This window comes from Ramlibacter montanisoli (genome assembly GCF_013087525.1).
GTDB lineage: Bacteria > Pseudomonadota > Gammaproteobacteria > Burkholderiales > Burkholderiaceae_C > Ramlibacter > Ramlibacter montanisoli.
In genome coordinates, this window is sequence record NZ_JABFCS010000001.1 from 4,335,001 (window position 1) to 4,361,508 (window position 26,508).

Annotated in this window: 16 protein-coding genes, 2 tRNA genes, 5 rRNA genes and 3 pseudogenes (1 of these 26 only partly in view); 21 read left to right on the top strand and 5 right to left on the bottom strand. The window is 63.7% G+C overall.

Translation table 11 applies throughout. The features are described 5' to 3' along the window. The 7 genes from HK415_RS21560 to rrf (HK415_RS21590) form a co-directional block, all read left to right on the top strand. Positions 1–2,568, top strand: a 23S ribosomal RNA gene (locus HK415_RS21560) (it extends 309 nt beyond the left edge of the window). A 137-nt stretch (positions 2,569–2,705) separates the two neighbouring features. Further along, positions 2,706–2,818: ribosomal RNA gene (gene rrf / locus HK415_RS21565) — 5S ribosomal RNA — on the top strand. A gap of 407 nt (positions 2,819–3,225) precedes the next feature. After that, a 16S ribosomal RNA gene (locus HK415_RS21570) occupies positions 3,226–4,756 on the top strand. 95 nt (positions 4,757–4,851) lie between these two features. Further along, positions 4,852–4,928, top strand: a tRNA-Ile gene (locus tag HK415_RS21575). A gap of 21 nt (positions 4,929–4,949) precedes the next feature. Beyond that, positions 4,950–5,025 (top strand) — tRNA-Ala (locus HK415_RS21580). 322 nt (positions 5,026–5,347) lie between these two features. Further along, positions 5,348–8,225: ribosomal RNA gene (locus HK415_RS21585) — 23S ribosomal RNA — on the top strand. Positions 8,226–8,362: 137 nt separating this feature from the next. Further along, positions 8,363–8,475, top strand: a 5S ribosomal RNA gene (rrf, locus tag HK415_RS21590). The 16S, 23S and 5S rRNA genes sit together here with 2 tRNA genes alongside, the layout of an rRNA operon. Positions 8,476–8,559: 84 nt before the next feature. On the opposite strand, the gene HK415_RS21595 is transcribed toward rrf (HK415_RS21590), so the two are convergent. Genes HK415_RS21595 through HK415_RS21605 form a run of 3 tightly spaced genes read right to left on the bottom strand, consistent with a single transcriptional unit; the run spans position 8,560 to position 11,959 of the window. Then, positions 8,560–9,483, bottom strand: a complete 924-nt coding sequence (locus HK415_RS21595; RefSeq protein ID WP_171562790.1) for an MBL fold metallo-hydrolase — start codon at positions 9,481–9,483, stop codon at positions 8,560–8,562. A 6-nt stretch (positions 9,484–9,489) separates the two neighbouring features. Continuing rightward, complete coding sequence (locus HK415_RS21600; RefSeq protein WP_171562792.1) at positions 9,490–11,178, bottom strand: AMP-binding protein; 1,689 nt, start codon at positions 11,176–11,178, stop codon at positions 9,490–9,492. Positions 11,179–11,224: 46 nt separating this feature from the next. Beyond that, a complete protein-coding gene (locus HK415_RS21605; RefSeq protein ID WP_171562794.1) occupies positions 11,225–11,959 on the bottom strand; it encodes an FFLEELY motif protein in 735 nt (244 codons plus the stop codon). A gap of 62 nt (positions 11,960–12,021) precedes the next feature. Between HK415_RS21605 and HK415_RS26680 the strand changes: the two genes are divergently transcribed. The 5 genes from HK415_RS26680 to HK415_RS21620 all read left to right on the top strand — a co-directional run bounded on the left by HK415_RS26680 (position 12,022) and on the right by HK415_RS21620 (position 14,409). Continuing rightward, a complete protein-coding gene (locus HK415_RS26680) occupies positions 12,022–12,150 on the top strand; it encodes a hypothetical protein (protein ID WP_309246785.1) in 129 nt (42 codons plus the stop codon). A gap of 20 nt (positions 12,151–12,170) precedes the next feature. Continuing rightward, complete coding sequence (locus HK415_RS21610) at positions 12,171–12,932, top strand: esterase/lipase family protein (protein WP_309246786.1); 762 nt, start codon at positions 12,171–12,173, stop codon at positions 12,930–12,932. 116 nt (positions 12,933–13,048) lie between these two features. Next, positions 13,049–13,690 (top strand): helix-turn-helix transcriptional regulator, encoded by a 642-nt coding sequence (locus HK415_RS21615; RefSeq protein WP_253261983.1) that lies wholly within the window; start codon positions 13,049–13,051, stop codon positions 13,688–13,690. A gap of 60 nt (positions 13,691–13,750) precedes the next feature. Beyond that, positions 13,751–13,921 (top strand): hypothetical protein, encoded by a 171-nt coding sequence (locus HK415_RS25695; protein WP_253261984.1) that lies wholly within the window; start codon positions 13,751–13,753, stop codon positions 13,919–13,921. After that, positions 13,900–14,409, top strand: a complete 510-nt coding sequence (locus tag HK415_RS21620; RefSeq protein WP_309246787.1) for a Crp/Fnr family transcriptional regulator — start codon at positions 13,900–13,902, stop codon at positions 14,407–14,409. Before HK415_RS25695 ends, HK415_RS21620 begins: the two co-directional genes overlap by 22 nt. Here HK415_RS21620 and HK415_RS21625 read toward each other — a convergent pair. Then, positions 14,349–16,133, bottom strand: coding sequence for an adenylate/guanylate cyclase domain-containing protein (locus HK415_RS21625; protein ID WP_171562798.1), 1,785 nt, complete (start codon positions 16,131–16,133; stop codon positions 14,349–14,351). The two genes, HK415_RS21620 and HK415_RS21625, sit on opposite strands and share 61 nt — an antisense overlap. A 196-nt stretch (positions 16,134–16,329) precedes the next feature. Between HK415_RS21625 and HK415_RS21630 the strand changes: the two genes are divergently transcribed. From HK415_RS21630 to HK415_RS21665, 8 genes and pseudogenes are all read left to right on the top strand, one after another. Next, positions 16,330–16,989, top strand: a complete 660-nt coding sequence (locus HK415_RS21630; protein ID WP_171562800.1) for a GNAT family N-acetyltransferase — start codon at positions 16,330–16,332, stop codon at positions 16,987–16,989. An 89-nt stretch (positions 16,990–17,078) separates the two neighbouring features. Further along, positions 17,079–17,958 (top strand): annotated as a pseudogene (locus tag HK415_RS21635) (CorC family transporter). Next, positions 17,955–19,496 (top strand): annotated as a pseudogene (gene lnt, locus HK415_RS21640) (apolipoprotein N-acyltransferase). The pseudogenes HK415_RS21635 and lnt overlap by 4 nt, the downstream one beginning before the upstream one ends. Positions 19,497–19,633: 137 nt before the next feature. Further along, positions 19,634–20,469: pseudogene (gene glyQ, locus HK415_RS21645) on the top strand (glycine--tRNA ligase subunit alpha); the annotation flags it as partial. A 3-nt stretch (positions 20,470–20,472) separates the two neighbouring features. Then, positions 20,473–22,575 (top strand): glycine--tRNA ligase subunit beta, encoded by a 2,103-nt coding sequence (glyS, locus tag HK415_RS21650; protein ID WP_171562801.1) that lies wholly within the window; start codon positions 20,473–20,475, stop codon positions 22,573–22,575. Positions 22,576–22,587: 12 nt separating this feature from the next. Continuing rightward, the gene (gene gmhB, locus HK415_RS21655) at positions 22,588–23,154 is read left to right on the top strand and encodes a D-glycero-beta-D-manno-heptose 1,7-bisphosphate 7-phosphatase (protein ID WP_171562802.1); all 567 of its coding nucleotides are present in this window, start codon (positions 22,588–22,590) and stop codon (positions 23,152–23,154) included. Positions 23,155–23,159: 5 nt separating this feature from the next. Continuing rightward, a complete protein-coding gene (locus HK415_RS21660; RefSeq protein WP_171562803.1) occupies positions 23,160–23,927 on the top strand; it encodes a lysophospholipid acyltransferase family protein in 768 nt (255 codons plus the stop codon). Positions 23,928–23,971: 44 nt separating this feature from the next. Then, a complete protein-coding gene (locus HK415_RS21665; protein ID WP_171562804.1) occupies positions 23,972–24,883 on the top strand; it encodes a M48 family metallopeptidase in 912 nt (303 codons plus the stop codon). A gap of 2 nt (positions 24,884–24,885) precedes the next feature. On the opposite strand, the gene HK415_RS21670 is transcribed toward HK415_RS21665, so the two are convergent. Beyond that, positions 24,886–25,959, bottom strand: a complete 1,074-nt coding sequence (locus HK415_RS21670) for an MBL fold metallo-hydrolase (RefSeq protein WP_171562805.1) — start codon at positions 25,957–25,959, stop codon at positions 24,886–24,888. A gap of 97 nt (positions 25,960–26,056) precedes the next feature. On the opposite strand from HK415_RS21670, the gene HK415_RS21675 reads away from it, so the two are divergent. After that, positions 26,057–26,476 (top strand): MerR family transcriptional regulator, encoded by a 420-nt coding sequence (locus HK415_RS21675; protein WP_171562806.1) that lies wholly within the window; start codon positions 26,057–26,059, stop codon positions 26,474–26,476. The last annotated feature ends 32 nt before the right edge of the window (positions 26,477–26,508 follow it).

A 26,508-nucleotide genomic window follows, 5' to 3' on the forward strand; every position in this document is an offset into this window, starting at 1 on the left:
GCTACAGAGGGTGATAGCCCCGTACGCGAAAAGATCTGTGTGGTACTAAGCTAGCGAAAAGTAGGGCGGGACACGTGAAATCCTGTCTGAAGATGGGGGACCATCCTCCAAGGCTAAATACTCGTAATCGACCGATAGTGAACTAGTACCGTGAGGGAAAGGCGAAAAGAACCCCGGGAGGGGAGTGAAATAGATCCTGAAACCGCATGCTTACAAAAAGTAGGAGCCCGCAAGGGTGACTGCGTACCTTTTGTATAATGGGTCAGCGACTTACATTCAGTGGCAAGGTTAACCGAATAGGGTAGCCGCAGGGAAACCGAGTCCGAACAGGGCGTCCAGTCGCTGGGTGTAGACCCGAAACCAAGTGATCTATCCATGGCCAGGATGAAGGTGCCGTAACAGGTACTGGAGGTCCGAACCGACTAGTGTTGCAAAACTAGCGGATGAGCTGTGGATAGGGGTGAAAGGCTAAACAAACTTGGAAATAGCTGGTTCTCTCCGAAAACTATTTAGGTAGTGCCTCGCGTATTACCTTCGGGGTAGAGCACTGTTTTGGCTAGGGGTCATGGCGACTTACCAAACCAAGGCAAACTCCGAATACCGAAGAGTACAGCGCGGGAGACAGAGCACCGGGTGCTAACGTCCGGACTCAAGAGGGAAACAACCCAGACCGCCAGCTAAGGTCCCTAAAATTGGCTAAGTGGGAAACGAAGTGGGAAGGCTAAAACAGTCAGGATGTTGGCTTAGAAGCAGCCATCATTTAAAGAAAGCGTAATAGCTCACTGATCGAGTCGTCCTGCGCGGAAGATGTAACGGGGCTAAGCCAGTTACCGAAGCTGCGGATTTGCACGCAAGTGCAAGTGGTAGGAGAGCGTTCTGTAAGCCTGTGAAGGTGTCTCGAGAGGGATGCTGGAGGTATCAGAAGTGCGAATGCTGACATGAGTAGCGTTAAAGCGGGTGAAAAGCCCGCTCGCCGTAAGCGCAAGGTTTTCTACGCAACGTTCATCGGCGTAGAGTGAGTCGCCCCCCTAAGGCGAGGCAGAGATGCGTAGCTGATGGGAAACAGGTCAATATTCCTGTACCGATGTGTAGTGCGATGTGGGGACGGAGAAGGTTAACTCAGCCGGGTGTTGGATGTCCCGGTTCAAGCCTGTAGTCGTGCCTGGTAGGTAAATCCGCCGGGCTTAGATGAGGGGTGATAACGAGGCGGCTTGCCGCCGAAGTGAGTGATACCCTGCTTCCAGGAAAAGCCACTAAGCTTCAGCTACACACGACCGTACCGCAAACCGACACTGGTGCGCGAGATGAGTATTCTCAGGCGCTTGAGAGAACTCGGGAGAAGGAACTCGGCAAATTGACACCGTAACTTCGGAAGAAGGTGTGCCTTTAGTAGGTGAAGTCCCTCGCGGATGGAGCCCAATGAGGTTGCAAAAATCGGTGGCTGCGACTGTTTAATAAAAACACAGCACTCTGCAAACACGAAAGTGGACGTATAGGGTGTGACGCCTGCCCGGTGCTGGAAGATTAAGTGATGGGGTGCAAGCTCTTGATCGAAGTCCCAGTAAACGGCGGCCGTAACTATAACGGTCCTAAGGTAGCGAAATTCCTTGTCGGGTAAGTTCCGACCTGCACGAATGGCGTAACGATGGCCACACTGTCTCCTCCCGAGACTCAGCGAAGTTGAAATGTTTGTGATGATGCAATCTCCCCGCGGAAAGACGGAAAGACCCCATGAACCTTTACTGTAGCTTTGTATTGGACTTTGAACGGATCTGTGTAGGATAGGTGGGAGGCTTTGAAGCCGGGTCGCTAGATTCGGTGGAGCCAACGTTGAAATACCACCCTGGTGCGTTTGAGGTTCTAACCTAGACCCGTTATCCGGGTCGGGGACAGTGCATGGTAGGCAGTTTGACTGGGGCGGTCTCCTCCCAAAGCGTAACGGAGGAGTTCGAAGGTACGCTAGTTACGGTCGGACATCGTGACGATAGTGCAATGGCATAAGCGTGCTTAACTGCGAGACTGACAAGTCGAGCAGATGCGAAAGCAGGACATAGTGATCCGGTGGTTCTGTATGGAAGGGCCATCGCTCAACGGATAAAAGGTACTCTGGGGATAACAGGCTGATACCGCCCAAGAGTTCATATCGACGGCGGTGTTTGGCACCTCGATGTCGGCTCATCTCATCCTGGGGCTGTAGCCGGTCCCAAGGGTATGGCTGTTCGCCATTTAAAGAGGTACGTGAGCTGGGTTTAAAACGTCGTGAGACAGTTTGGTCCCTATCTTCCGTGGGCGCTGCAGATTTGAGGAAGCCTGCTCCTAGTACGAGAGGACCGGAGTGGACGCACCTCTGGTGTACCTGTTGTCACGCCAGTGGCATTGCAGGGTAGCTAAGTGCGGAAGAGATAACCGCTGAAAGCATCTAAGCGGGAAACTCGTTTCAAGATGAGATCTGCCGGGGCCTCGAGCCCCCTGAAGAGTCGTTCTAGACCAGGACGTTGATAGGCTGGGTGTGGAAGCGCAGCAATGCGTTAAGCTAACCAGTACTAATTGCTCGTGCGGCTTGACCCTATAACTTTGATCAAGAGATCAAGGTGTTATGCCAGGGTTGAACGCAATCAAGATACCGCAGCGCGCCCAGCGCTGCAGCTGATAAGACTCTATGAATTGGCTGTCTTGCCCGCAAAGCAAGATGGCAAAAAGTTATGCCTGATGACCATAGCGAGGTGGTCCCACTCCTTCCCATCCCGAACAGGACAGTGAAACGCCTCTGCGCCGATGATAGTGCGGGTTCCCGTGTGAAAGTAGGACATCGTCAGGCTGTTATTTGAGGCGCCCCGTCTTCGGACGGGGCGTTTTCATCAGTGCTCCTTGATCCCGATCAGGTCGAGCCTTGATGAGAACGCGACGAGTGTGCTAGAATGTGAGTCTTCACCGACATCGTGACCCGTAAACTGCACGGCAGGCGGTAAGCGAAGCGGCAGAGACCACAGAGTTTGACGGGACTCTACAAAATCTGTCATAATCGAGGGCTTCGCTGATCGCAGCGGGGTTGGCAAGAAGGGAAGGCGCAAAGCCGGAAGATCTTGCGGGGTTCGTTAAAAATATACAGCCGATAAGCGTGGGCGTTTGATGGCGACTGCCAAGTTCTTCGGAACAAATCAAACGCTCATATGAAGAAGAGAAGTGAAGTTCACTTCGATTCCTATTGAGCAAATTTTCAAGATCGAACTATAGAGTTTGATCCTGGCTCAGATTGAACGCTGGCGGAATGCTTTACACATGCAAGTCGAACGGCAGCACGGGGGCAACCCTGGTGGCGAGTGGCGAACGGGTGAGTAATACATCGGAACGTGCCCAGTCGTGGGGGATAACGTAGCGAAAGCTACGCTAATACCGCATACGAACTCTGGTTGAAAGCGGGGGATCGCAAGACCTCGCGCGATTGGAGCGGCCGATGGCAGATTAGGTAGTTGGTGGGGTAAAGGCTCACCAAGCCGACGATCTGTAGCTGGTCTGAGAGGACGACCAGCCACACTGGGACTGAGACACGGCCCAGACTCCTACGGGAGGCAGCAGTGGGGAATTTTGGACAATGGGCGCAAGCCTGATCCAGCCATTCCGCGTGCAGGATGAAGGCCCTCGGGTTGTAAACTGCTTTTGTACGGAACGAAAAGGCCTGAGTTAATACCTCGGGCTCATGACGGTACCGTAAGAATAAGCACCGGCTAACTACGTGCCAGCAGCCGCGGTAATACGTAGGGTGCAAGCGTTAATCGGAATTACTGGGCGTAAAGCGTGCGCAGGCGGTTATGTAAGACAGGTGTGAAATCCCCGGGCTTAACCTGGGAACTGCATTTGTGACTGCATAGCTAGAGTACGGTAGAGGGGGATGGAATTCCGCGTGTAGCAGTGAAATGCGTAGATATGCGGAGGAACACCGATGGCGAAGGCAATCCCCTGGACCTGTACTGACGCTCATGCACGAAAGCGTGGGGAGCAAACAGGATTAGATACCCTGGTAGTCCACGCCCTAAACGATGTCAACTGGTTGTTGGTCCTTCACTGGATCAGTAACGAAGCTAACGCGTGAAGTTGACCGCCTGGGGAGTACGGCCGCAAGGTTGAAACTCAAAGGAATTGACGGGGACCCGCACAAGCGGTGGATGATGTGGTTTAATTCGATGCAACGCGAAAAACCTTACCTACCCTTGACATGTCTGGAATTTCGCAGAGATGTGAAAGTGCCCGAAAGGGAGCCAGAACACAGGTGCTGCATGGCTGTCGTCAGCTCGTGTCGTGAGATGTTGGGTTAAGTCCCGCAACGAGCGCAACCCTTGTCATTAGTTGCTACGAAAGGGCACTCTAATGAGACTGCCGGTGACAAACCGGAGGAAGGTGGGGATGACGTCAAGTCCTCATGGCCCTTATGGGTAGGGCTACACACGTCATACAATGGCTGGTACAGAGGGTTGCCAACCCGCGAGGGGGAGCTAATCCCATAAAACCAGTCGTAGTCCGGATCGTAGTCTGCAACTCGACTGCGTGAAGTCGGAATCGCTAGTAATCGCGGATCAGCATGTCGCGGTGAATACGTTCCCGGGTCTTGTACACACCGCCCGTCACACCATGGGAGCGGGTTCTGCCAGAAGTAGTTAGCCTAACCGCAAGGAGGGCGATTACCACGGCAGGGTTCGTGACTGGGGTGAAGTCGTAACAAGGTAGCCGTATCGGAAGGTGCGGCTGGATCACCTCCTTTCTGGAAATACTAGCAGTCCAATTCAGGCGCTCACACTTATCGGTTGTTGGAAGATGTCGCCAGCGACGTCAAAAGCTCGTTTTAGCGACCGGCCTGGGTCTGTAGCTCAGTTGGTTAGAGCACCGTCTTGATAAGGCGGGGGTCGTTGGTTCGAGACCAACCAGACCCACCATCTCCGGCAAAGCGGATTCCTGGGGGATTAGCTCAGCTGGGAGAGCACCTGCTTTGCAAGCAGGGGGTCGTCGGTTCGATCCCGTCATCCTCCACCATCACCATCATCGGACAAGAGTTCAACACCAAAGCGGCTTGGCGCCACGCCAGGCTGCTTTGTTGTTGACTGCGGCATCTGCTGCAAGTCAATCGGCTGTTCTTTAACAATTCATAGAGTCGAATCAGCGTTGTTGGCGGAAACTGCACATTCGTAAAGGTTTAGTGCAGACCGTGCCGCCAATGACAATTTTTTGATTGCGTCAACCAGACTTCAATTTCGGATCAAACCGAAAGTATGAAGACGGCATAACGCGCGAGGTGAAAGACCTCGCGATTCCTTGATGGGCTTTCGAATCCTCGTGAGAGGGGTCAAAGTTATAGGGTCAAGTGAATAAGAGCATGTGGTGGATGCCTTGGCGATTACAGGCGACGAAGGACGTGATAGCCTGCGATAAGCTTCGGGGAGCTGGCAAATAAGCTTTGATCCGGAGATTTCCGAATGGGGAAACCCACCTCGCAAGAGGTATCGCATGATGAATACATAGTCATGCGAGGCGAACCGGGTGAACTGAAACATCTCAGTAGCTCGAGGAAAAGACATCAACCGAGATTCCGAAAGTAGTGGCGAGCGAAATCGGAAGAGCCTGCTAGTGATAGCACAGAACTTAGCGGAAGGACCTGGAAAGGTGCGCTACAGAGGGTGATAGCCCCGTACGCGAAAAGATCTGTGTGGTACTAAGCTAGCGAAAAGTAGGGCGGGACACGTGAAATCCTGTCTGAAGATGGGGGACCATCCTCCAAGGCTAAATACTCGTAATCGACCGATAGTGAACTAGTACCGTGAGGGAAAGGCGAAAAGAACCCCGGGAGGGGAGTGAAATAGATCCTGAAACCGCATGCTTACAAAAAGTAGGAGCCCGCAAGGGTGACTGCGTACCTTTTGTATAATGGGTCAGCGACTTACATTCAGTGGCAAGGTTAACCGAATAGGGTAGCCGCAGGGAAACCGAGTCCGAACAGGGCGTCCAGTCGCTGGGTGTAGACCCGAAACCAAGTGATCTATCCATGGCCAGGATGAAGGTGCCGTAACAGGTACTGGAGGTCCGAACCGACTAGTGTTGCAAAACTAGCGGATGAGCTGTGGATAGGGGTGAAAGGCTAAACAAACTTGGAAATAGCTGGTTCTCTCCGAAAACTATTTAGGTAGTGCCTCGCGTATTACCTTCGGGGGTAGAGCACTGTTTTGGCTAGGGGGTCATGGCGACTTACCAAACCAAGGCAAACTCCGAATACCGAAGAGTACAGCGCGGGAGACAGAGCACCGGGTGCTAACGTCCGGACTCAAGAGGGAAACAACCCAGACCGCCAGCTAAGGTCCCTAAAATTGGCTAAGTGGGAAACGAAGTGGGAAGGCTAAAACAGTCAGGATGTTGGCTTAGAAGCAGCCATCATTTAAAGAAAGCGTAATAGCTCACTGATCGAGTCGTCCTGCGCGGAAGATGTAACGGGGCTAAGCCAGTTACCGAAGCTGCGGATTTGCACGCAAGTGCAAGTGGTAGGAGAGCGTTCTGTAAGCCTGTGAAGGTGTCTCGAGAGGGATGCTGGAGGTATCAGAAGTGCGAATGCTGACATGAGTAGCGTTAAAGCGGGTGAAAAGCCCGCTCGCCGTAAGCGCAAGGTTTTCTACGCAACGTTCATCGGCGTAGAGTGAGTCGGCCCCTAAGGCGAGGCAGAGATGCGTAGCTGATGGGAAACAGGTCAATATTCCTGTACCGATGTGTAGTGCGATGTGGGGACGGAGAAGGTTAACTCAGCCGGGTGTTGGATGTCCCGGTTCAAGCCTGTAGTCGTGCCTGGTAGGTAAATCCGCCGGGCTTAGATGAGGGGTGATAACGAGGCGGCTTGCCGCCGAAGTGAGTGATACCCTGCTTCCAGGAAAAGCCACTAAGCTTCAGCTACACACGACCGTACCGCAAACCGACACTGGTGCGCGAGATGAGTATTCTCAGGCGCTTGAGAGAACTCGGGAGAAGGAACTCGGCAAATTGACACCGTAACTTCGGAAGAAGGTGTGCCTTTAGTAGGTGAAGTCCCTCGCGGATGGAGCCCAATGAGGTTGCAAAAAATCGGTGGCTGCGACTGTTTAATAAAAACACAGCACTCTGCAAACACGAAAGTGGACGTATAGGGTGTGACGCCTGCCCGGTGCTGGAAGATTAAGTGATGGGGTGCAAGCTCTTGATCGAAGTCCCAGTAAACGGCGGCCGTAACTATAACGGTCCTAAGGTAGCGAAATTCCTTGTCGGGTAAGTTCCGACCTGCACGAATGGCGTAACGATGGCCACACTGTCTCCTCCCGAGACTCAGCGAAGTTGAAATGTTTGTGATGATGCAATCTCCCCGCGGAAAGACGGAAAGACCCCATGAACCTTTACTGTAGCTTTGTATTGGACTTTGAACGGATCTGTGTAGGATAGGTGGGAGGCTTTGAAGCCGGGTCGCTAGATTCGGTGGAGCCAACGTTGAAATACCACCCTGGTGCGTTTGAGGTTCTAACCTAGACCCGTTATCCGGGTCGGGGACAGTGCATGGTAGGCAGTTTGACTGGGGCGGTCTCCTCCCAAAGCGTAACGGAGGAGTTCGAAGGTACGCTAGTTACGGTCGGACATCGTGACGATAGTGCAATGGCATAAGCGTGCTTAACTGCGAGACTGACAAGTCGAGCAGATGCGAAAGCAGGACATAGTGATCCGGTGGTTCTGTATGGAAGGGCCATCGCTCAACGGATAAAAGGTACTCTGGGGATAACAGGCTGATACCGCCCAAGAGTTCATATCGACGGCGGTGTTTGGCACCTCGATGTCGGCTCATCTCATCCTGGGGCTGTAGCCGGTCCCAAGGGTATGGCTGTTCGCCATTTAAAGAGGTACGTGAGCTGGGTTTAAAACGTCGTGAGACAGTTTGGTCCCTATCTTCCGTGGGCGCTGCAGATTTGAGGAAGCCTGCTCCTAGTACGAGAGGACCGGAGTGGACGCACCTCTGGTGTACCTGTTGTCACGCCAGTGGCATTGCAGGGTAGCTAAGTGCGGAAGAGATAACCGCTGAAAGCATCTAAGCGGGAAACTCGTTTCAAGATGAGATCTGCCGGGGCCTCGAGCCCCTGAAGAGTCGTTCTAGACCAGGACGTTGATAGGCTGGGTGTGGAAGCGCAGCAATGCGTTAAGCTAACCAGTACTAATTGCTCGTGCGGCTTGACCCTATAACTTTGATCAAGAGATCAAGGTGTTATGCCAGGGTTGAACGCAATCAAGATACCGCAGCGCGCCCAGCGCTGCAGCTGATAAGACTCTATGAATTGGCTGTCTTGCCCGCAAAGCAAGATGGCAAAAAGTTATGCCTGATGACCATAGCGAGGTGGTCCCACTCCTTCCCATCCCGAACAGGACAGTGAAACGCCTCTGCGCCGATGATAGTGCGGGTTCCCGTGTGAAAGTAGGACATCGTCAGGCTGTTATAGCGACGAAGGCCCGGCAGAAATGCCGGGCCTTTTGTTTTGGTGCGTCCGATCGCAACGCCTGTGCAGCCACAGTCGCTCAGTCGTTGGCCAGCATCCCATTTTCGATCCGTGCCGCGCCGCTGCGGACCAAGTCCTCCAGCAAGGAGGCAATCCACGACGCCTCCGGCGTGCCGGAAAACCAGCGGCGCCACACCAAGCCGAAATAGGCCGTGCTTTCCGCCCAGGCCACGAAGTCGGCGACCGTCACCTGCTGAATCTCCAGCAGCTTGAACTTCAGCAGCACCTTGGCCGCATGGGAGGCATGGCGCGCTGGACCGCGAGCGTACGCCTCCAGCCTGCTGCGGGCCCGACCCAAGGCAGCGGCCACGTCGACGAAGGGTGCGCCGTGCCCGGGAAGCACCACCTGCGGCTCCAGTCCTTCGATCAGGTCCAGCGTGGCCGCGACTTCGTCGAAGGCCCGCTCTCCCTCGAGCTCCTGGAACACGATCCCGAAACCGTTCTGCCACAGGGCATCCGCTGAAATCAGCGTGCGGGAGGTGGGCTCGAACAGGATCACAGAATGCTGATCGTGTCCTGGCGCTGCATGCACCTCCCAGGACAAATCCCCCAAAGCGATCGCCTCGCCCGGCCGCAGCGTTTCCTGGAAGTCGAACCGCGGGCAGCGCTGCCCTGTTGGCACGAAAGTGAGCGCCACTTCGTCCCAGTTCCGCACCGCGGCAGCGAGTCCAGGCGGGATCAAGGTACGCAGCCCCGGCCAGCGCGACTGCAGCGCGGCGTTGCCGCCGCAATGGTCGCTGTGCAAGTGCGTGTTCACCAGCGTTTGCGGCGTGCGATCCCCGGCCGCGTGGGCGACCAGCTCCACCGTCTGCTCCGCATGCGTGCAGTAGCCACTGTCGACGACCGCTGCGCCGCTGCGTCCGCGGATCACGATGTTGTTGGATGACAGCCAGCCCCGTTCGAGAACCACCACGCCGGGCGGCAGCATCGCCTGGTATCCCATACGGACTCAGTCCGCAGCGCGCAGCTCGCGCCGCAGGATCTTGCCGACGTTGGACTTCGGCAGCTCGTCCCGGAACTCGATGTACTTGGGCATCTTGTAGCCGGTCAGGTTCTGCCGGCAGTGGCTGGCGACGCCTTCTTCGGTCAGCGTCGGGTCGTTCTTCACCACGAACACCTTGATCGCCTCGCCCTGTTTCTCGTCGGGGATGCCGATCGCTGCGCATTCGACCACGCCCGGGCAGAGCGAGATGACGTTCTCCAGCTCGTTCGGATACACGTTGAAGCCGCTGACCAGGATCATGTCCTTCTTGCGGTCGACGATGCGCGTGTAGCCGCGCGCATCCATCTCGCCGATGTCGCCCGTGCGAAGGTACCCGTCCGGGGTAAAGGCCTTCGCGTTCTCCTCCGGCTTGTCGTAGTAGCCCGGCGTCACGTTCGGGCCCTTGATGCAGATCTCGCCGCGTTCGCCGATCGGCAGCGACCTGCCCGCGTCGTCCTTGATCGCCACGTCGATGCTCGGCAGGGGCAGGCCGATGGTGCCGGAGAAGTCGGTGGCGTCGAGCGGATTGTTCGTGCCGATTGCGCAGGTCTCGCTCATGCCCCAGCCTTCGACCATCACGCAGCCCGTGGTCTGGCGCCACTGGCGTGCGGTGCCCGCGGACGCCGCCATGCCGCCGGCTTGCGACACATACAGCTGCGAGAAGTCCACCGATCGGAACTGCGGATGCTGCAGCAGCGCATTGAACAGCGTATTGACGGCCGGCAGCATGTGGAAGGGGCGCTTCTTGAGCACCTCCACGAACTTGCCGATGTCGCGCGGATTGGGCACCAGCGTCATGTGCGCGCCGGAACGGATCGCCAGGAAGCACAGCGTCAGCGCGAAGATGTGATACAGGGGCAGCGCCGCGATGCTGTTGGTGCGGCTTACGTCGCCCACGCGATTCAGCGCGGGATGGAACCAGGCCTCCGCCTGCAGGATCGCGGCGACCACATTGCGGTGCGTGAGGACGGCGCCCTTGGACAGCCCGGTGGTCCCGCCCGTGTATTGCAGGAATGCGATCGAGTCCAGCGTCTGCTGCGTGGGCTGCAGGTTGCGCTGCGACCCTTCGGACACGGCCACCGGGAACGGCGTCACCGTGCGCCCGTCCGCCAGCGACAGCCGGTACGCCGGGACCATTTTCGCCACGTGCCGCACCGCGAACGTGATCCACTGCCCGTACACCGTCCCCAGCAGGTCGCCCATGGCGGTGACGACCACGTGGCGCACGCCGGTGTGCGGCAGCGCCTCTTCCAGGGTGTGGCAGAAGTTCTCCAGGATGATCAGCGCCGTGGCGCCCGAGTCCTTCAGCTGGTGCTCCAGCTCGCGGGCGGTGTACAGCGGGTTGACGTTGACGCAGGTATAGCCCGCGCGCAGCACGGCAGCCATCGCAACCGCGAACTGCGGCACGTTCGGCAGCATGATCGCCACCCGCGCGCCGGGCTCCAGGCCGCGGGACTGCAACCAGGCCCCCAGTGATTTCGAAAGTTCGTCCAGCTGGCGGTACGACATCCACCGCTCCATGCAGACGGAGAAGGGCCGGTCGGCATGCTTGCGGAAGGACTCTTCCAGCAGTTGCGTCAGCGAGGTGTACTGGTCCGGGTCGATCTCGTGGGGAACTCCTTGCGGGTAGCTCCTCAGCCAGGGCTTCTGCTCCATTCAACGCTCCTTCGGGCGCGATTCTCTGCAGCAATGGCGCCGCCGGTTAGCGGGCTTGTCCTAGGATGCTGCGCAGTTCGGTCTCGCAAGCGACAAGGTCGGCGTCGAACAGCAGGTCCACCAGGTGCTGCTCCCGCTCGCGGATGATCTCCAGGAAGCGCTCGGCGCCGCCGCGCTGCTTGGCCACCTCCGCGAAGGTGTCGAATCCCGCCTCCAGGAAGCGCTGCAGCGAGCTCATGCCGGCGGCGGAGGCCGGCCCGCGCATCATCTTCAGCATCATGCGGATGCCGGGCAGCCGCGTCAGCCGCGTCATCTCGGCGCCCACCGCCACGACCGTTTCGAGCTGGCGCTGTCTATCCTCGCGGCGCCCGATCGCTTTCCAGGCCCGCACGTAGCCGTCGACGTCGTCGTGGCCGTCGAGCGGTTCGATGCGCGCCATGCCGTGATCGAGCGACTCCGTGAGGGCGTGCAGCCTGGCGAGGGTGGCGGCGGTGTCCGCCACGTCGCGCGGGAACAGCTTCTCCACGGCGCCGGCGATGCGGGCGAACTGGGCATCGCGGTCACCGTAGTCGCGTTCGCTGTACAGCTCCTCGAGGAAGAAGCGCGCGGCCGCCGCGTACGACTGCGAAGCCAGCAGGTCCGCGTAGGTGCCGGCAAAGCGCCGGGCCTGGAAGCGCTTGAGCCGCACGACGGCGGCGCCGATGGCCGGCACCAGGCGGCTTTCTTCCCGCAATCGCTCGACCTCGGCGACGGACTCGCGGATGGTTTGCGCTGTATTCATGCGTCGTGCCAAGTCTAGCGCCCCTTCGCGAGGCCGCCGGCACGCGTGGGATACTGGCTGGGATGCCGAGCCGATCCAGCCTCGCGCGACTGCTGCAGGTCGCCTGTCTCGCCCAGCTCGCGCTGGCGCTCGCCTGGCTGGCCTGGCGCTGGAATGCCTCGCCGCTGCAGGCCCTGGGGGAGCAGCGCTGATCCTGTTCATCGCCCCGGCAGTGCTGGCCATCGAGTTCGTGATCGTCTCGCGGGTCGGAAACTCGCATGCGGCTCCGCCTCCCAGCGTCGGCCAGCTCGCGGGCGCCTGGCTGTCCGAAACCGCGCACTTCTTCCAGACCTTCTGCTGGCGCCAGCCCTTTCGCTGGCGGCGCGTGCCGGACCACCTGGACCCCGCGTGCGCCGGCCGCACCGGCGTCGTGCTGGTGCACGGCTTCATGTGCAACCGCGGCTTCTGGAACGCATGGATGCAGGACCTGCGCGATGGTGGCCACGCCTGCGCCGCCGTCAACCTGGAGCCGGTGTTCGCCTCCATCACCGAGTACGCCGCAACGATCGACGAAGCCGTGGACCGCATCAGCCGGCTGACCGGACGTCCGCCCGTGCTCGTCTGCCACAGCATGGGAGGCCTGGCTGCTCGCGCCTGGTGGCGCACGGTCGGTGGACGCCGGCGCATCGCGCACCTGGTCACCATCGGAACGCCGCACGGCGGTACCTGGCTGGCCCGGTTCAGCCGCAGGATCAACGGCCGGCAGATGCAACTGGACAGCCAGTGGGTGCGGCAACTGGCGCTGGACGAGGAACGCCTGCCGCTGCCCGCCACCACCTGCTGGTTCTCGAATTGCGACAACGTCGTCTTCCCGGCGTCGACCGCCACGCTGGCGACGGCGGACAACCGCTTCGTCCCCGGGCAGGCGCACGTCGCACTGGCCTTCCACCCCGAGGTCCGGCAGGCCTGCCTTGAGCTCATTGCCCGCAGCTGACCGCGCGTCAAGGTGAATCCGTCACCGGATCGGCTTTGGAAAAGCGCTAACGGCCGTGATGGCCGCGTTCCTAAGCTGGCTGGACTTTGCCGGAGGGGGAACACATGGATGCAGCCTTGGAAAGCGCACGCAGCGCCGCCTTCATCGCCGGGATGCTCGAGGGCCCGGCGCACGGGCTGTCGCTGGTAATGGACGAACTCGCGCACGGCGTGCTGCTCGCATCCGTCAAGGGGCAACTGCTGCATGCCAACCACGCCGCCCGGCACGAACTCGCGCTGCGCCAGACCCTGTCCGTGCATGAAGGCCACCTGCAGACCGCCGATGCCGCCCAGTCGAAGATCCTGGTGCAGGCGCTGGCCAAGGCGGAGACCGGCCGTCGCAGCCTGATCGCGCTCCGCTCGCCGGCGCGCAAGCGCCTGAGCATCGCGGTCGTCCCCCTGCGCTCCGAGCGGGGCCATCCTGCCCCGTCGGTGGCGCTGGTCTTTTCCCGCGCGACCGTGTGTGACCCGGTGATGCTCTGTTTCTTCGCACGCACGCACGGACTGACGCCGTCGGAGGAACAGGTGCTGGGCATCCTGTGCCAGGGCTATTCAGCCCCCGAGGTGGCGCGCCAGCTGAACGTCGCGGTCTCCACCGTGCGCAGCCACGTTCGCAGCATGTGCACCAAGACGCACTCGAACGGCGTGCGGACGCTGGTCGGACAGGTGGCGGTGCTTCCGCCCATCGGCGCGGCGCACCTGCAGGAGCCGGTGCATTAGCAACCCCTCTTGGGCCTTGCGCATCGCCATGCTAGAGTTTTTCCAAGGGGGAAGGACGCCATGAACGTGTCCCGGACAGTGATGGAGCAGGACAGGTTGATCGCCCGGCTCGAGCCCGCCGTCGGGCGGCTGGCCGCCAAGGGCATCGTGCGAAGCTATCGCAAGAACACCATCGTCCTGAACGAGGGCGAACCGGGGGACTCCTGTTCGTGCTGCTGCAAGGCGAGGTGAAGGTGTACGCCACCGACGAGAACGGCCGCGAGATCACCTACGGCACCATCGTGGCGGGCGACTATTTCGGCGAGATGTCCCTCGACGGCGGCCCACGCTCCGCTTCCGTCATGACGCTGGAACCCTGCCTGTGCGCCCTGCTCTCGCGCGCCGCGGTGCAGCAGCACCTGGCCGAGGAACCTGCATTTGCCATGCACCTGGTCACGCAGGTGATCCGGCGCGCGCGCTCCGCCACCGAGACGGCGCGGCAGATGGCGCTGCTCGACGTGTACGGCCGCGTGATCCACACCCTCGAAGGCGAACAGGGCCCTGCCAGCATGCAGGCTCCGGTGCAGCTCACGCAGATCACGCACCAGCAGATCGCCAGCCGCGTGGGCGCATCGCGCGAAATGGTCAGCCGCCTGCTGAAGGACCTGGAAAAGGGTGGCTACGTCGAACTGGGCATCAAGCGCATCACGCTCAAGAAGAAGCTGCCGGCGCGCTGGTAGCCTGCCTCAGGTTTCCGGCACGCCCGCGCGCGCGAGCGCCCGTGCAAAGCGCGCCTGCAGCCCCTCCTCCATCGATGTCGCCCCCGTGAAGGTGCGGACGCTGAAGGCCGGCTGCTTCTGAACAGCTGCTGCTGCGTGGCGCGTGCATCCCCGATTCGCTCGTTCTCCACCTGGGCGACGACCAGCGTGCGCAAGGCAGGCAGGTAGCGCGGATTGCGCTGCACCGACTGTTGCGCGAGCACCAGCGCCTGTTCCGCGTCCCGGTCGGCCAGTGCCGCCAGCGCGGCGACCGCGTCGTACAGGTAGCGCATCGGCTCCAGCGACAGGCCGTGCGTGGCCTGGAGTGCGGCAAGGCGCGCGGCGCGGCCGGAGCCGCGCAGTGCCAGCCACTCCGCCTGGAACAGGAGCGCGAGCGAATGCCGGGGGCGCAGGCTCAGGGCCTGCGCGAAGCGCTCGCCCGCCGCCTCCATGTTGCTCGCGCAGTGCACGCACGCGTGTCCGTCCATGGCCAGGGCGAGCACTGCGCTCGAATCCGCCTGGACGGCGGCCGCGGCATGGGCGCGGGCCAGGGCCTCGTCCTGCCGCGTGAAGCCGGGCAGCGACTGCTGCACGCGCAGCACGTGCAGGTGTCCCAGCCAGGCGTGCGTCACGGGGTGGCGCCGCCAGCGTTCCAGCAGGTGCTCCAGCATCCCGCGCGCCGTCGCCATGTCCACGGGCGACAGCCTGTGCATCAATCCCACGGACGCCAGCAGCAGGCGGGCGCCTTCGACCGAGGGCAGCGGCCGGCCGCCCACCGACTTCAGTTCGCGTTCGATCACCGCGCCATGCACCGCGGTCACGACCTGGGAGAGCAGGGCGCCATCCAGCAGCCCCTGTGCGTCCGCGGCGGGATGGAAGCTGTCGGCCCAGACGACGTCGCCACTGTCCGCTTCGGCGAGCTCCGCGTGCATCACGAGCGCACCGGCGCGCGGGCGCGCGCGGCCGGTGAGCACGTAGCGTGCGCCGACCTCGCTCGACACCGTGTGCAGCGAGTCGCGGCTCGCGTCCAGCGGCGCGGTGCTCATGCGGGAGACGACCTGCAGCACGTCGCTGCGGCTGAGCGCGGTGACCAGTTCGTCGGCCAGCGTCTCGCCGCCGGACTCGGACGCGGGCTCGCTGCGCGACGCGAAGGGCAGCACCGCCACCGCCACGCGCAGGCCGCGCGTGTCCACCGGCTGGGCCGAAAGCACCGGCGCCTCCCGTGCCTGGCCGATGCGGAAGGCGTGCACCGGCTGCTTGACGTGCTTGAGGTGGCAGCGTCCCAGGTCCTCCAGGTGCAGGGCCAGCGCGCCGGCCAGCCGGTCGCGCAGGGCCGCGGAGATCACCACTTCGCCCGGACCGGCGAGCGAGGCGATGCGCGCCGCCACGTTCACGTCGGTGCCGTAGATGTCGTACTGGTCGGCGAGGAAGTCCGCGACGTGCGCGCCGATGCGCAGGTGAACGTGCTCCTCGCTGGGCAGGCCCTGGTTGAGGTCGTGGAACCAGGCCTGCATGGCCAGGGCGGCCCGCACGCAACCGGGGGCGTCGGCGAACTCCAGCATCAGCCCGTCGCCCAGGCTCTTGTGCAGCCGACCGGAGTAGAGCACCACGTGCTCCTGCACGAAATTCACGAACTGGTGCCAGCGGGTGATGAATTCGTGCTCGCCCAGCTCCATCAGCCGGACCGACTCCACCACGTCGGCCACCGCGATGACCTTGGTGGCCCGTGTGAAGGGAAAGACGCGTGGAGGGCTCGACATCTGTTTGAGCTGGCGCAAACGCCGAGATACTTGTAGCACGTCGTGTGAAGCGTTGCACATTGCATCTGATTCAGAGCAGACGGATGTCGCTTTTAGAGGTCTGTCCTCTGGAGATTTACGGGAAAACCCTTACAGTTCGTGCATGGAAGAACCGAAGCACGACGACCCGCATTCGCGCGTCGTCCCGATCCGATCCCTGGGCGCCGGACACCGCAGCCGCATCCTCGCGCACCTGCTGGCGCTGGACGAGCAGGACCGGTACCTGCGCTTCGGCTACAGCGCGAACGACGAGCAGATCCACCGCTACGTCGACCACCTCGATTTCGAGCGCGACGACATCTTCGGCATCTTCAACCGGCGCCTGGAACTGATCGCCATGGCGCACCTGGCCTTCATCCCCAACGAACCGGGGACGCCGGCCGGCGGCGAATTCGGCGTCTCCGTGCTGAAGAAGGCGCGCGGCCGCGGCTACGGCACGCGCCTGTTCGAGCGCGCGGTGATGCACGCGCGCAATGAGGGCGTGGAGCTGATGTTCATCCACGCGCTCTCGGAAAACACCGCGATGATCAAGATCGCGCGCAACGCGGGTGCCACCCTGGAGCGCGCCGGCAGCGAGACCGAAGCCTACCTGCGCCTGCCGCCCGCCACGCTCGACAGCCGCGTCACCGAACTGGTCGAAGAGCAGATGTCTCAGGCCGACTATCTCCTGAAGCAGCAGGCCAAGAACTTCCTGGACTTCCTCGCGCAGGTGCAGGAGATCCGGCGCGGCGCGGTGGAAGCGCGCTCCAAGAGCGGCCGCTAGCGGCGGTTCTCCCGCCTCCGCCGGGCGGCTGAGCCATTGGGCATGGCCAATCCGCTATCCTATGGGTCCCTCCACTCCGCCTCACGGCTGTGTCTGACCCTCACCCTGCGCGCACCGCGCACGAAAAGCAGGACAAGCGCACGTTCCTCCAGAAGGTCGCCGAGTTCATCCACCCGGGTCCTGATTCGAAAGCGGAACTGATCGAGACGCTTGCCGACGCCGAGGACAACGACATCATCGGCCCGGAATCCCGGGTCATGCTGGAAGGCGTCATCAACATGGCCGAGCTCACCGCCGGCGACGTGATGGTCGCGGCGCCGCGCATGGACCTGGTGAACATCGATGCGCCCTACGACGAGGTCCTCAACGTCGTCATCGACACGGCGCACTCGCGCTTTCCGGTGTACGAGGGCGACCGAGAGAACATCATCGGCATCCTGCTGGCCAAGGACCTGCTGAAGCTGCAGCGGGCGCCCTCGCTGAACCTGCGCGCGCTGCTGCGCCCCGCGGTGTTCATCCCGGAAAGCAAGGGGCTGAACGACCTGCTGCGCGAATTCCGCGGCAACCGCAACCACCTGGCGATCGTCATCGACGAGTTCGGGCGCGTGGCCGGCCTGGTCACCATCGAGGACGTGCTGGAGCAGATCGTGGGCGAGATCGAGGACGAATTCGACATCGTCGAGGACGAGGGCGACATCTTCGCGCTGGCCGACCGCACCTACCGGGTCAGCGGCGACACCTCGATCGAACGCGTCAACGAGGCCTTCGGCGTGCAAGCTGGCCAGCGACGACGAGGAAGACGACTTCGACACCGTCGGCGGACTGATCGCGCACCGCATGGGACACGTGCCCAAGCGCGGCGAGGCCTCCACCGTCGGCGGCCTGAACTTCGTCGTGCTGCACACCAAGGGCGGCGCCGTGCGCTGGTTCAAGGTGTCGCCCGTCGAAGCCAGCGGCACTTCCGCTTGAGCCCGCGCGCCCTCCGCTGGGCCGCGCCCGTGGCCGCGGCCGGGGCAGGCGTCCTGCAGGCCCTGTCGCTGGCCTGGCCTGGCTGGGGCCAGCCCCTTTGGTGGCTGCAGCTGCTGTCGCTGGCGCTGCTGGCCGGCCTCCTGCAACGCAGTCCCAGCTGGCGCGAGGCCGCGCTGGCCGGATGGATCTTCGCCACCGCCTGGCTGACGTCCACCTTCTGGTGGCTGTTCATCTCCATGCACGTGTACGGCGGCCTGGCTTCGCCGCTGGCCGCGCTCGCGGTGCTGCTGCTGGCCGGCTTCCTCGCGCTGTACTACGCGCTGGCCGCGGGCCTGTACCGGTGGGGCGCCGTGGCCAAACCGGGGCGCGACGCTGCGCTGTTCGCGGGCCTGTGGCTCGGGGCCGAACTGCTGCGTGGCACGCTGTTCACGGGTTTCCCCTGGGGAGCCGGCGGCTATGCGCACGTGGACGGTCCGCTGGCGGCACTGGCGCCCTGGATCGGCGTCTATGGCATGGGCGCGGTGGCCGCCTGGCTGGCGATGCTCGCGGCCCTGCTGGTGCGGCGGCCGGTGCGCGGCTCCTGGCGCTACTGGCTGGTCGTCGGCGCGAGTGCCGGCCTGCTGGCCGCCTGCAATGCGCAGTCCCGCCTCGGCGCCCCGGACGCCGGCGGCCCCGCCTGCGCGTGGCGCTGCTGCAGGGAAACATCCCGCAGGACGAGAAGTTCGAGGGCGGCACCGGCGTCCCGCTCGCGCTGGACTGGTACGGCCGCATGCTGAAGGACAGCGACGCGCAGCTGGTGGTCGCCCCGGAAACGGCCATTCCGCTGCTGCCCGCGCAACTGCCCGACGGCTACCTGCAGGCGCTGCGCGACACCTTCACCCAGGGCTCGCGGGCCGCGCTGCTGGGCATTCCCCTGGGCAGCTTCGATGCCGGCTACACCAACTCGGTGATGGGATTTAGCACCGGCGACGGCAGCTACCGCTATCACAAGCACCACCTGGTGCCCTTCGGCGAGTTCATCCCGCCGCTGTTCAAGTGGTTCACGCGGATGATGAACATCCCGCTGGGCGACTTCAACCGCGGCGACGTCGGCCAGCCCTCGTTCACGTGGCAGGGTCAGCGGCTGGCGCCCAACATCTGCTACGAGGACCTGTTCGGCGAGGAACTCGGCGCGCGCTTCGCCGATCCGGCCACGGCCCCGACGATCTTCGTCAACCTCAGCAACATCGCCTGGTTCGGCAACACGGTCGCCATCGACCAGCACCTGCACATCAGCCGGATGCGGGCGCTGGAGTTCCAGCGGCCCATGATCCGCGCCACCAACACGGGGGCCACCGTCATCATCGACCGCTTCGGGCAGGTGACGCATTCCCTGCCGCGCCACACCCGCGGGGTCCTGGCGGGGAGGTGGTGGGGGCACGAAGCTCACGCCCTTCGCCCGCTGGGTGTCGCGTTTCGGCCTCTGGCCGCTGTGGGCCGTGGCTTTCGGCACCGCGCTGGTCGCGTGGCTGGGGAGGCCGCGCTGGCCGCAGCCCTAAAATCGAAGGTTCCGCGGGCCGCCGGCCCGCGCCCGAACCGGGGCGCGCCGAGGGCGGCCCCGCTGACCATGCTCACATTCCAGCAATTGATCCTCAAGCTGCAGTCGTACTGGGACGCCCAGGGCTGCGCGCTGCTCCAGCCCTACGACATGGAAGTCGGCGCCGGGACCTCGCACACCGCGACCTTCCTGCGCGCGATTGGCCCGGAGCCCTGGAAGGCCGCCTACGTGCAGCCCAGCCGCCGACCCAAGGACGGCCGCTACGGCGACAACCCCAACCGCATGCAGCACTACTACCAGTACCAGGTGGTGCTCAAGCCGGCGCCGGCCAACATCCTGGAGCTGTACCTGGGTTCGCTGCAAGCCGTGGGCTTCGACCTGAAGAAGAACGACATCCGCTTCGTCGAGGACGACTGGGAGAACCCGACGCTGGGCGCCTGGGGCCTAGGCTGGGAGGTCTGGCTCAACGGCATGGAAGTCACCCAGTTCACCTATTTCCAGCAGGTGGGCGGCATCGACTGCAAGCCGATCACCGCGAGATCACCTACGGCCTGGAGCGCCTGGCCATGTACCTGCAGGGCGTGGACAACGTGTTCGACCTGCAATGGACCGAGGGCCTCAAGTACCGCGACGTGTACCACCAGAACGAGGTGGAACAGTCGGCGTACAACTTCGAGCACAGCGACGCCGAGTTCCTGTTCACCGCCTTCGGCGCGCACGAGAAGCAGGCGAAGTACCTGATGGAGCAGCAGCTGGCGCTGCCCGCCTACGAGCAGGTGCTCAAGGCGGCGCACACCTTCAACCTGCTGGACGCGCGCGGCGCGATCAGCGTGACCGAACGCGCGGCCTACATCGGCCGCATCCGCAACCTGGCGCGCAGCGTCGCCCAGAGCTACTACGAAAGCCGCGAGCGCCTGGGCTTCCCGATGGCCCCGCGCGAGTGGGTCGCCAACATGCAGAAGAAGGCGGCCTGAGCGATGAAGAACCTCCTGGTCGAACTGTTCGTCGAAGAGCTGCCCCCGAAGGCGCTGAAGAGGAAGCTGGGCGAGTCCTTCGCCGGCGTGCTGCTGGAGCAGCTGAAGGCGCAAGGCCTGGCGTCCGGTGAGTCGAAGCTGACCGCCTATGCTTCGCCACGGCGGCTGGCCGCGCACATCACCGCCGTCGCGCCGCAGGCAGCGGACAAGTCGGTGTCGCAGAAGCTGATGCCGGTGAGCGTGGGCCTCGATGCTGCCGGCAACGCGACGCCGGCGCTGCTGAAGAAGCTGCAGGCGCTGGGCGCCGACGCCTCCGCGGTGCCGAAACTCAAGCGGGCCATGGACGGCAAGGCCGAAGCGCTGTTCCATGACAGCACCGCCAAGGGCGCGACCCTGGCCGAGGGCCTGCAGAAGGCGCTGCACGAAAGCCTGGCCCGACTGCCGATCCCCAAGGTCATGACCTACCAGCTGGCCGACGGCTGGACCGACGTCAAGTTCGTGCGACCCGCGCATGCGCTGGTGGCGCTGCATGGCGGCGACGTGGTGCCGGTGCAGGCGCTGGGACTGCAGTCCGGCCGCAGCACCAAGGGCCACCGCTTCGAGGCCGCGCAGGCGCAGGTGAGCATCCCCGATGCCGACAGCTACGCGCAGACGCTGGCGCGCGAAGGCGCGGTGATCGCCAGCTTCGCGGAACGCCGCGCGGAGATCGAGCGGCAGCTCAAGGAAGCCGCGGCCCGCGTGGGCGGCGGCGCGCGTCCCATCGAGGACGACGCGCTGCTCGACGAAGTGACGGCGCTCGTGGAGCGGCCGAACGTGCTCACCTGCGAATTCGAGCGGGAATTCCTGGAAGTGCCGCAGGAGTGCCTGATCCTCACGATGAAGGCCAACCAGAAGTACTTCCCGCTGCTGGATGCCAAGGGCCGCCTGACCAACAAGTTCCTCGTGGTCAGCAACATCCGCCCGCAGGATGCCAGCGCGGTGGTCGGCGGCAACGAGCGCGTGGTGCGTCCGCGCTTGGCCGATGCCAAGTTCTTCTTCGACCAGGACCGCAGGAAGACGCTGGAGTCGCGCGTGCCCGGCCTGGCCAAGGTCGTGTACCACAACAAGCTGGGCACGCAGGGCGAGCGCATCGAGCGCGTGCGCGCCATCGCCAAGGTGATCGGCGCCCAGATGGGCAGCGACCACCTGGCGCACGAGGCCGACATCGCCGCGCGCCTGGCCAAGGCGGACCTGCTGACCGACATGGTGGGCGAGTTCCCCGAGTTGCAGGGCATCATGGGCGGCTACTACGCGCGCCATGACAAGCTGGGCGACGAGGTTGCCTTCGCCATCGAGGACCACTACCGCCCGCGCTTCGCCGGCGATGCGCTGCCGCGCAACGACCTCGGCCTGGTGGTGGCCCTGGCCGACAAGCTGGAGACGCTCTCGGGCCTGTTCGCCATCGGCCAGCTGCCCACGGGCGACAAGGACCCGTTCGCGCTGCGCCGACACGCACTGGGCATAGTGCGCATGCTGATGGAAAAGGACCTGCCCTTGGAACTCGGCGCGCTGGTGACCGAGTCGCTGGGTCTGTTCTCGCAGGCGCAGCCCGGCACGGCCGAACAGCTGACGGACTTCATCTACGAGCGCCTGGCCGGCTCGCTGCGCGAGCAGGGCTTCAGCGCGCAGGAAGTCGAGGCCGTGCTGGCCCTGAAGCCGCAGCGCCTGGGCGACGTGGTCAAGCGGCTGAACGCCGTGCGCGCCTTCGCGGCGCTGCCCGAAGCCCCCGCTCTGGCCGCGGCCAACAAGCGCATCGGCAACATCCTGAAGAAGGCCGAGAAGGCCGACGCGCACGTCAACGAGCGCCTGCTGAAGGAAGAGGCCGAGAAGGCGCTCTACGCCGCCACGCAGAAAATCGCGCCGCAGGCCCGCGCCCAGTTCGAATCCGGCGACTACACCGCCTCGCTGCAGACCCTGGCGGGGCTGCGCGGGCCGGTGGACGCCTTCTTCGACGACGTCATGGTCAACGCCGAGGAAGCGGACCTGCGACTGAACCGCCTGGGTCTGCTCGCGACGCTGCACCAGGCCATGAACCGCGTCGCCGACCTGTCCCGCCTCGCGCAGTAAAGGGCACGCCGCATGAAACTCGTCATCCTCGACCGCGACGGCACCATCAACGTCGACAGCGACGAGTTCATCAAGACGCCGGACGAGTGGGTGCCCCTGCCGGGCGCCCTGGAAGCCATCGCGCGCATGAACCACGCGGGCTGGCACGTGGCGGTCGCCTCCAACCAGTCGGGCCTGGGCCGCGGCCTGTTCGACGTCGGCTCGCTCAACGCCATCCACGCCAAGATGCACAAGGCGCTGTCCGCCATCGGCGGCCGCATCGACGCGGTGTTCTATTGCCCGCACAGCCCGGACGAAGGCTGCCAGTGCCGCAAGCCGCTGCCCGGCCTGTTCGAGCAGATCGGCGAGCGCTTCGGCGTGGATCTGCGCACCGCCCCCGTGGTGGGCGACACCCTGCGTGACCTGCAGGCCGGCGTCGCCGTCGGCTGCCTGCCCCACCTCGTGCTCACCGGCAAGGCGCAGGGGCTGCGCGGCAAGCCGCTGCCCGAAGGCTATCCGCCGGGCACGCGCGTGCACCAGGACCTTTCCGCCTTCGCCGACTGGCTGATCACGCGCGTCCCCGCGCCGCGTCCTACCTGAAAGAGATGCTCGCCTTCCTGCGTTCCCTGCTGCATGGCCTGTGGATGTTCATCACGGTCGTCCCCTGGGCTCTCTGGATGGTGCTGGCCTCGCTGTGGGCCGGCGGCGAGGAGATGTACTGGAAGGCCGCGCGCTGGCTGGGCTGGCAGATCGACGGGCTGCGCGTGCTGTGCGGCGTGCAGGTGCGCGTGAGCGGCATGGAGAACCTGCCGCAAGGCAAGACCAGCCCCGCGATCCTGCTGGTGAAGCACCAGTCCACGCTGGAGACCTTCCTGATCCCGACGCTGATGCCGCATCCGCTGGCCTACGTGTTCAAGCGCGAGCTGATCTTCATCCCCTTCTTCGGCTGGGCGATCGGGCGCATGGACATGATCCACATCGACCGCAGCCAGCGCGCGCAGGCCTTCAGCAAGGTGGTGGAGCAGGGCAAGCGGCTGCTGGCCCAGGGCGTGTGGGTGATCATGTTCCCGGAAGGCACCCGCATCCCGCGCGGCAAGGCCGGCACCTACAAGTCCGGCGGCACGCGGCTGGCCGTGGCGACCGGCGCGCCGGTGATCCCGATCGCGGTGAGCTCCGCCAAGTGCTGGCCGCGCAAGTCCTTCATCAAGCATCCCGGCGTGGTGGACGTCTCCATCGGCAAGCCGATCCCCAGCCAGGGGCGCGAAGCGGACGAACTGATGCGCGAAGTGGAGGCCTGGATCGAAGCCGAGATGCGGCGCCTGGACCCCGACGCCTACGTGCACGAAGACACGAAAGAGACCGCGCGCGTGTAAGGACACTGGCGCGCGGCGCGGCTGCGCCCGTAAAATCGCGCTCCATGCAGTCGCCGTTTCAGCTCCTCCTCGACCTGTTCGACGAGCCGAAACCCGCCGCCCCTGCACCGAAGGCCGCCGCACCCACCGTCCCCATCGCCGACCTCGAGCCCTCGCCTGGCGAGCCGCTCGAACAGGTCCTCGCCCCGCAGGCCTTCCGCCACCCCGACGCCAACCGCGAAACGCGCCTGGGCGAGGTGCTGGTCGCCTATGAATTCCGCCGCGCCAAGCGCAAGAACATCGGCTTCGTGGTCGGCCCCGAAGGCCTGGTGGTGAGCGCCCCGCGCTGGGTGCCGCTGGGCGAGGTGGAACAGGCGATCCGCGCCAAGTCGCGCTGGATCGTGAACAAGCTGGAGGGTGCGCGCGAGCGCCAGCAGCGGCTGGAGGCCGCCCGCATCGAGTGGAAGGACGGCGCCACCTTCCCCTTCCTCGGCGAGCCGGTGATCGTGGTGCTGGACCCGCGGCACGACTTCCGCGAAGCAGGCGGCGTGCTGAGCACCGACAGCAGCACGCTGCCCGGCGTGGCGCGCCAGGTGCTGCGCATCGGCGTCGCGCAGAACGCGCAGCCGTCCCAGATCCGCGATGCGGTGCAGGCCTGGCTGATGCGCCAGGCGCGCGCGCTCTTCACCGAGCGCCTGAACCACTATGCGCCGCAGCTGAAGGTGCAGTGGCGCAAGCTCACGCTCTCCAGCGCGGGCACGCTGTGGGGCACGGCGCACAGCGATGGCTCGATCCGCCTGAACTGGCGGCTGGTGCATTTCCGGCTGCCGGTGATCGACTACGTCGTGGCGCACGAACTGAGCCACCTGCGCGTGATGGACCACAGCCCGCGCTTCTGGGAGACGGTGCGGACGGTCGTGCCGAACTATCCGGAATTGCGCGGGGCGCTGAAGGACGAGGCCATCCCGGCCTGGTGACCTCAGCCGACCGCGGAGAAGCGCCAGACCCCTTCCGCATCCTTCACCCGCCGCAGCTTCCCCGCATGCCACAGCGCATGCAGGTGCGCCACCGATTCGCCCATGGCGAAGGTCGTCTGGTGCAGGTCCAGCTTGCGCTTGAACAGCTCCGGCATCACGTCGGCGGCGGAGCAGGGCTTCGCGCTGCAGGCCTCCATCACCTCGGCCAGCCGGTCGCGGTGGTGGTCGTGCAGCTGGCGGATGCGCGCGTGCAGGCCGCGGAAGGGCTTGCCATGCGAGGGCAGCACCAGCGTGTCCTTGGGCAGGCCGCGGAAGCGGTCGATCGATTCCAGGAACAGCTTCAGCGGGTCGGCCTCCGGTTCCAGGTCGTACACGCTCACGTTGGTGGAGATCCGCGGCAGCATCATGTCGCCGCTGATCAGCACCTTCAGCGCCTCGCAGTACAGCGAGATGTGCTCCGGGGCGTGCCCGAAGCCGGCGATGCAGCGCCAGGAGTGCACGCCGATGCGGATCACGTCGCCGTCCATCATGCGGCGGTAGCTCGCCGGCACCGCCGGCACCAGCCCCGGGTAGTAGCTGGCCCGGGCACGGATCTTCTCCAGCGACTCGGGATCCACCATGCCCTGCGAGGCGAAGTAGTTGGCGGCGTTCTCGCCGCCGAAACCGGTGGTGCTGTGCGAGGCCACGCGCGCGGCGTTGTAGTCGGTCGAGCTGATCCACAGGCGGCAGGCGTGCTGAGGCGTGCTCCAGCGCTCGCACAGCCAGTGCGCCAGCCCGATGTGGTCCGGGTGCATGTGCGTCACGATCACGCGCAGGATCGGCAGCCTTTGCAGCTGGGTGGTGAACACCTGCTCCCACTGCGCCTTGGCCTCGTCGCGGCTGATGCAGCAGTCCACCACCGTCCAGCCCTCCCGGCCGTCGAGCGTGTCCCGCAGCAGCCACAGGTTGATGTGGTCCAGGGCGAAGGGCAGCGCCATGCGGATCCAGCGCACGCCCGGGGCCAGTTCCAGGGTGGCGCCGGGGGCGGGCAGCGTGTCGCCCAGGGGGTACTGCAGTTCTCTTTCCAGGAGGTTCATGGGCGGCGCCGATTGACGTTGACGTAAACGTCAGATGTAATCGGCCCATTCTAGGCGCGCCGCACCCGGTGCGCTGTCTCCCGCCGTACATGACCCCATGGCCGCCACGCACTCCCAGACCATCTACACGATCAGCGACCTGGCTCGCGAGTTCGACCTCACCACCCGGGCGATCCGCTTCTACGAGGACATGGGCCTGCTGCAGCCGGAGCGCACCGGCCCGGGTGGGCGCAACCGCAGCTACAGCACGCGCGACCGCACGCGGCTGAAGCTCACCCTGCGCGCCAAGCGCCTGGGCCTGTCGCTCACCGAGGCCAAGGACATCATCGACATGTACGACAGCCCGCGGGACACCGGCCCGCAGCTGCGCAAGTTCCTGACCATCCTGGCCCAGCACCGGCAGCAGCTGGAAGAGCAGATGGCGGAGCTGCAGGCCAACCTGGACGAGGTCCGCACCCACGAGCGGGAAGCCAGGGCCCTGCTGGCGCGGATCGAAAAGGAGAAGGTCAGGGCATAATTGACGTTTACGTCAACGTCAATTCGGCAGCC

Coding starts and splice junctions, on each gene's coding strand:
- HK415_RS21595 (WP_171562790.1), bottom strand. CDS start 9,483: ATGGGATACCAGGCGATGCTGCCGCCCGGCGTGGTGGTTCTCGAACGG.
- HK415_RS21600 (WP_171562792.1), bottom strand. CDS start 11,178: ATGGAGCAGAAGCCCTGGCTGAGGAGCTACCCGCAAGGAGTTCCCCAC.
- HK415_RS21605 (WP_171562794.1), bottom strand. CDS start 11,959: ATGAATACAGCGCAAACCATCCGCGAGTCCGTCGCCGAGGTCGAGCGA.
- HK415_RS26680 (WP_309246785.1), top strand. CDS start 12,022: ATGCCGAGCCGATCCAGCCTCGCGCGACTGCTGCAGGTCGCCTGTCTC.
- HK415_RS25695 (WP_253261984.1), top strand. CDS start 13,751: ATGAACGTGTCCCGGACAGTGATGGAGCAGGACAGGTTGATCGCCCGG.
- HK415_RS21630 (WP_171562800.1), top strand. CDS start 16,330: ATGGAAGAACCGAAGCACGACGACCCGCATTCGCGCGTCGTCCCGATC.
- glyS (WP_171562801.1), top strand. CDS start 20,473: ATGAAGAACCTCCTGGTCGAACTGTTCGTCGAAGAGCTGCCCCCGAAG.
- gmhB (WP_171562802.1), top strand. CDS start 22,588: ATGAAACTCGTCATCCTCGACCGCGACGGCACCATCAACGTCGACAGC.
- HK415_RS21660 (WP_171562803.1), top strand. CDS start 23,160: ATGCTCGCCTTCCTGCGTTCCCTGCTGCATGGCCTGTGGATGTTCATC.
- HK415_RS21665 (WP_171562804.1), top strand. CDS start 23,972: ATGCAGTCGCCGTTTCAGCTCCTCCTCGACCTGTTCGACGAGCCGAAA.
- HK415_RS21670 (WP_171562805.1), bottom strand. CDS start 25,959: ATGAACCTCCTGGAAAGAGAACTGCAGTACCCCCTGGGCGACACGCTG.
- HK415_RS21675 (WP_171562806.1), top strand. CDS start 26,057: ATGGCCGCCACGCACTCCCAGACCATCTACACGATCAGCGACCTGGCT.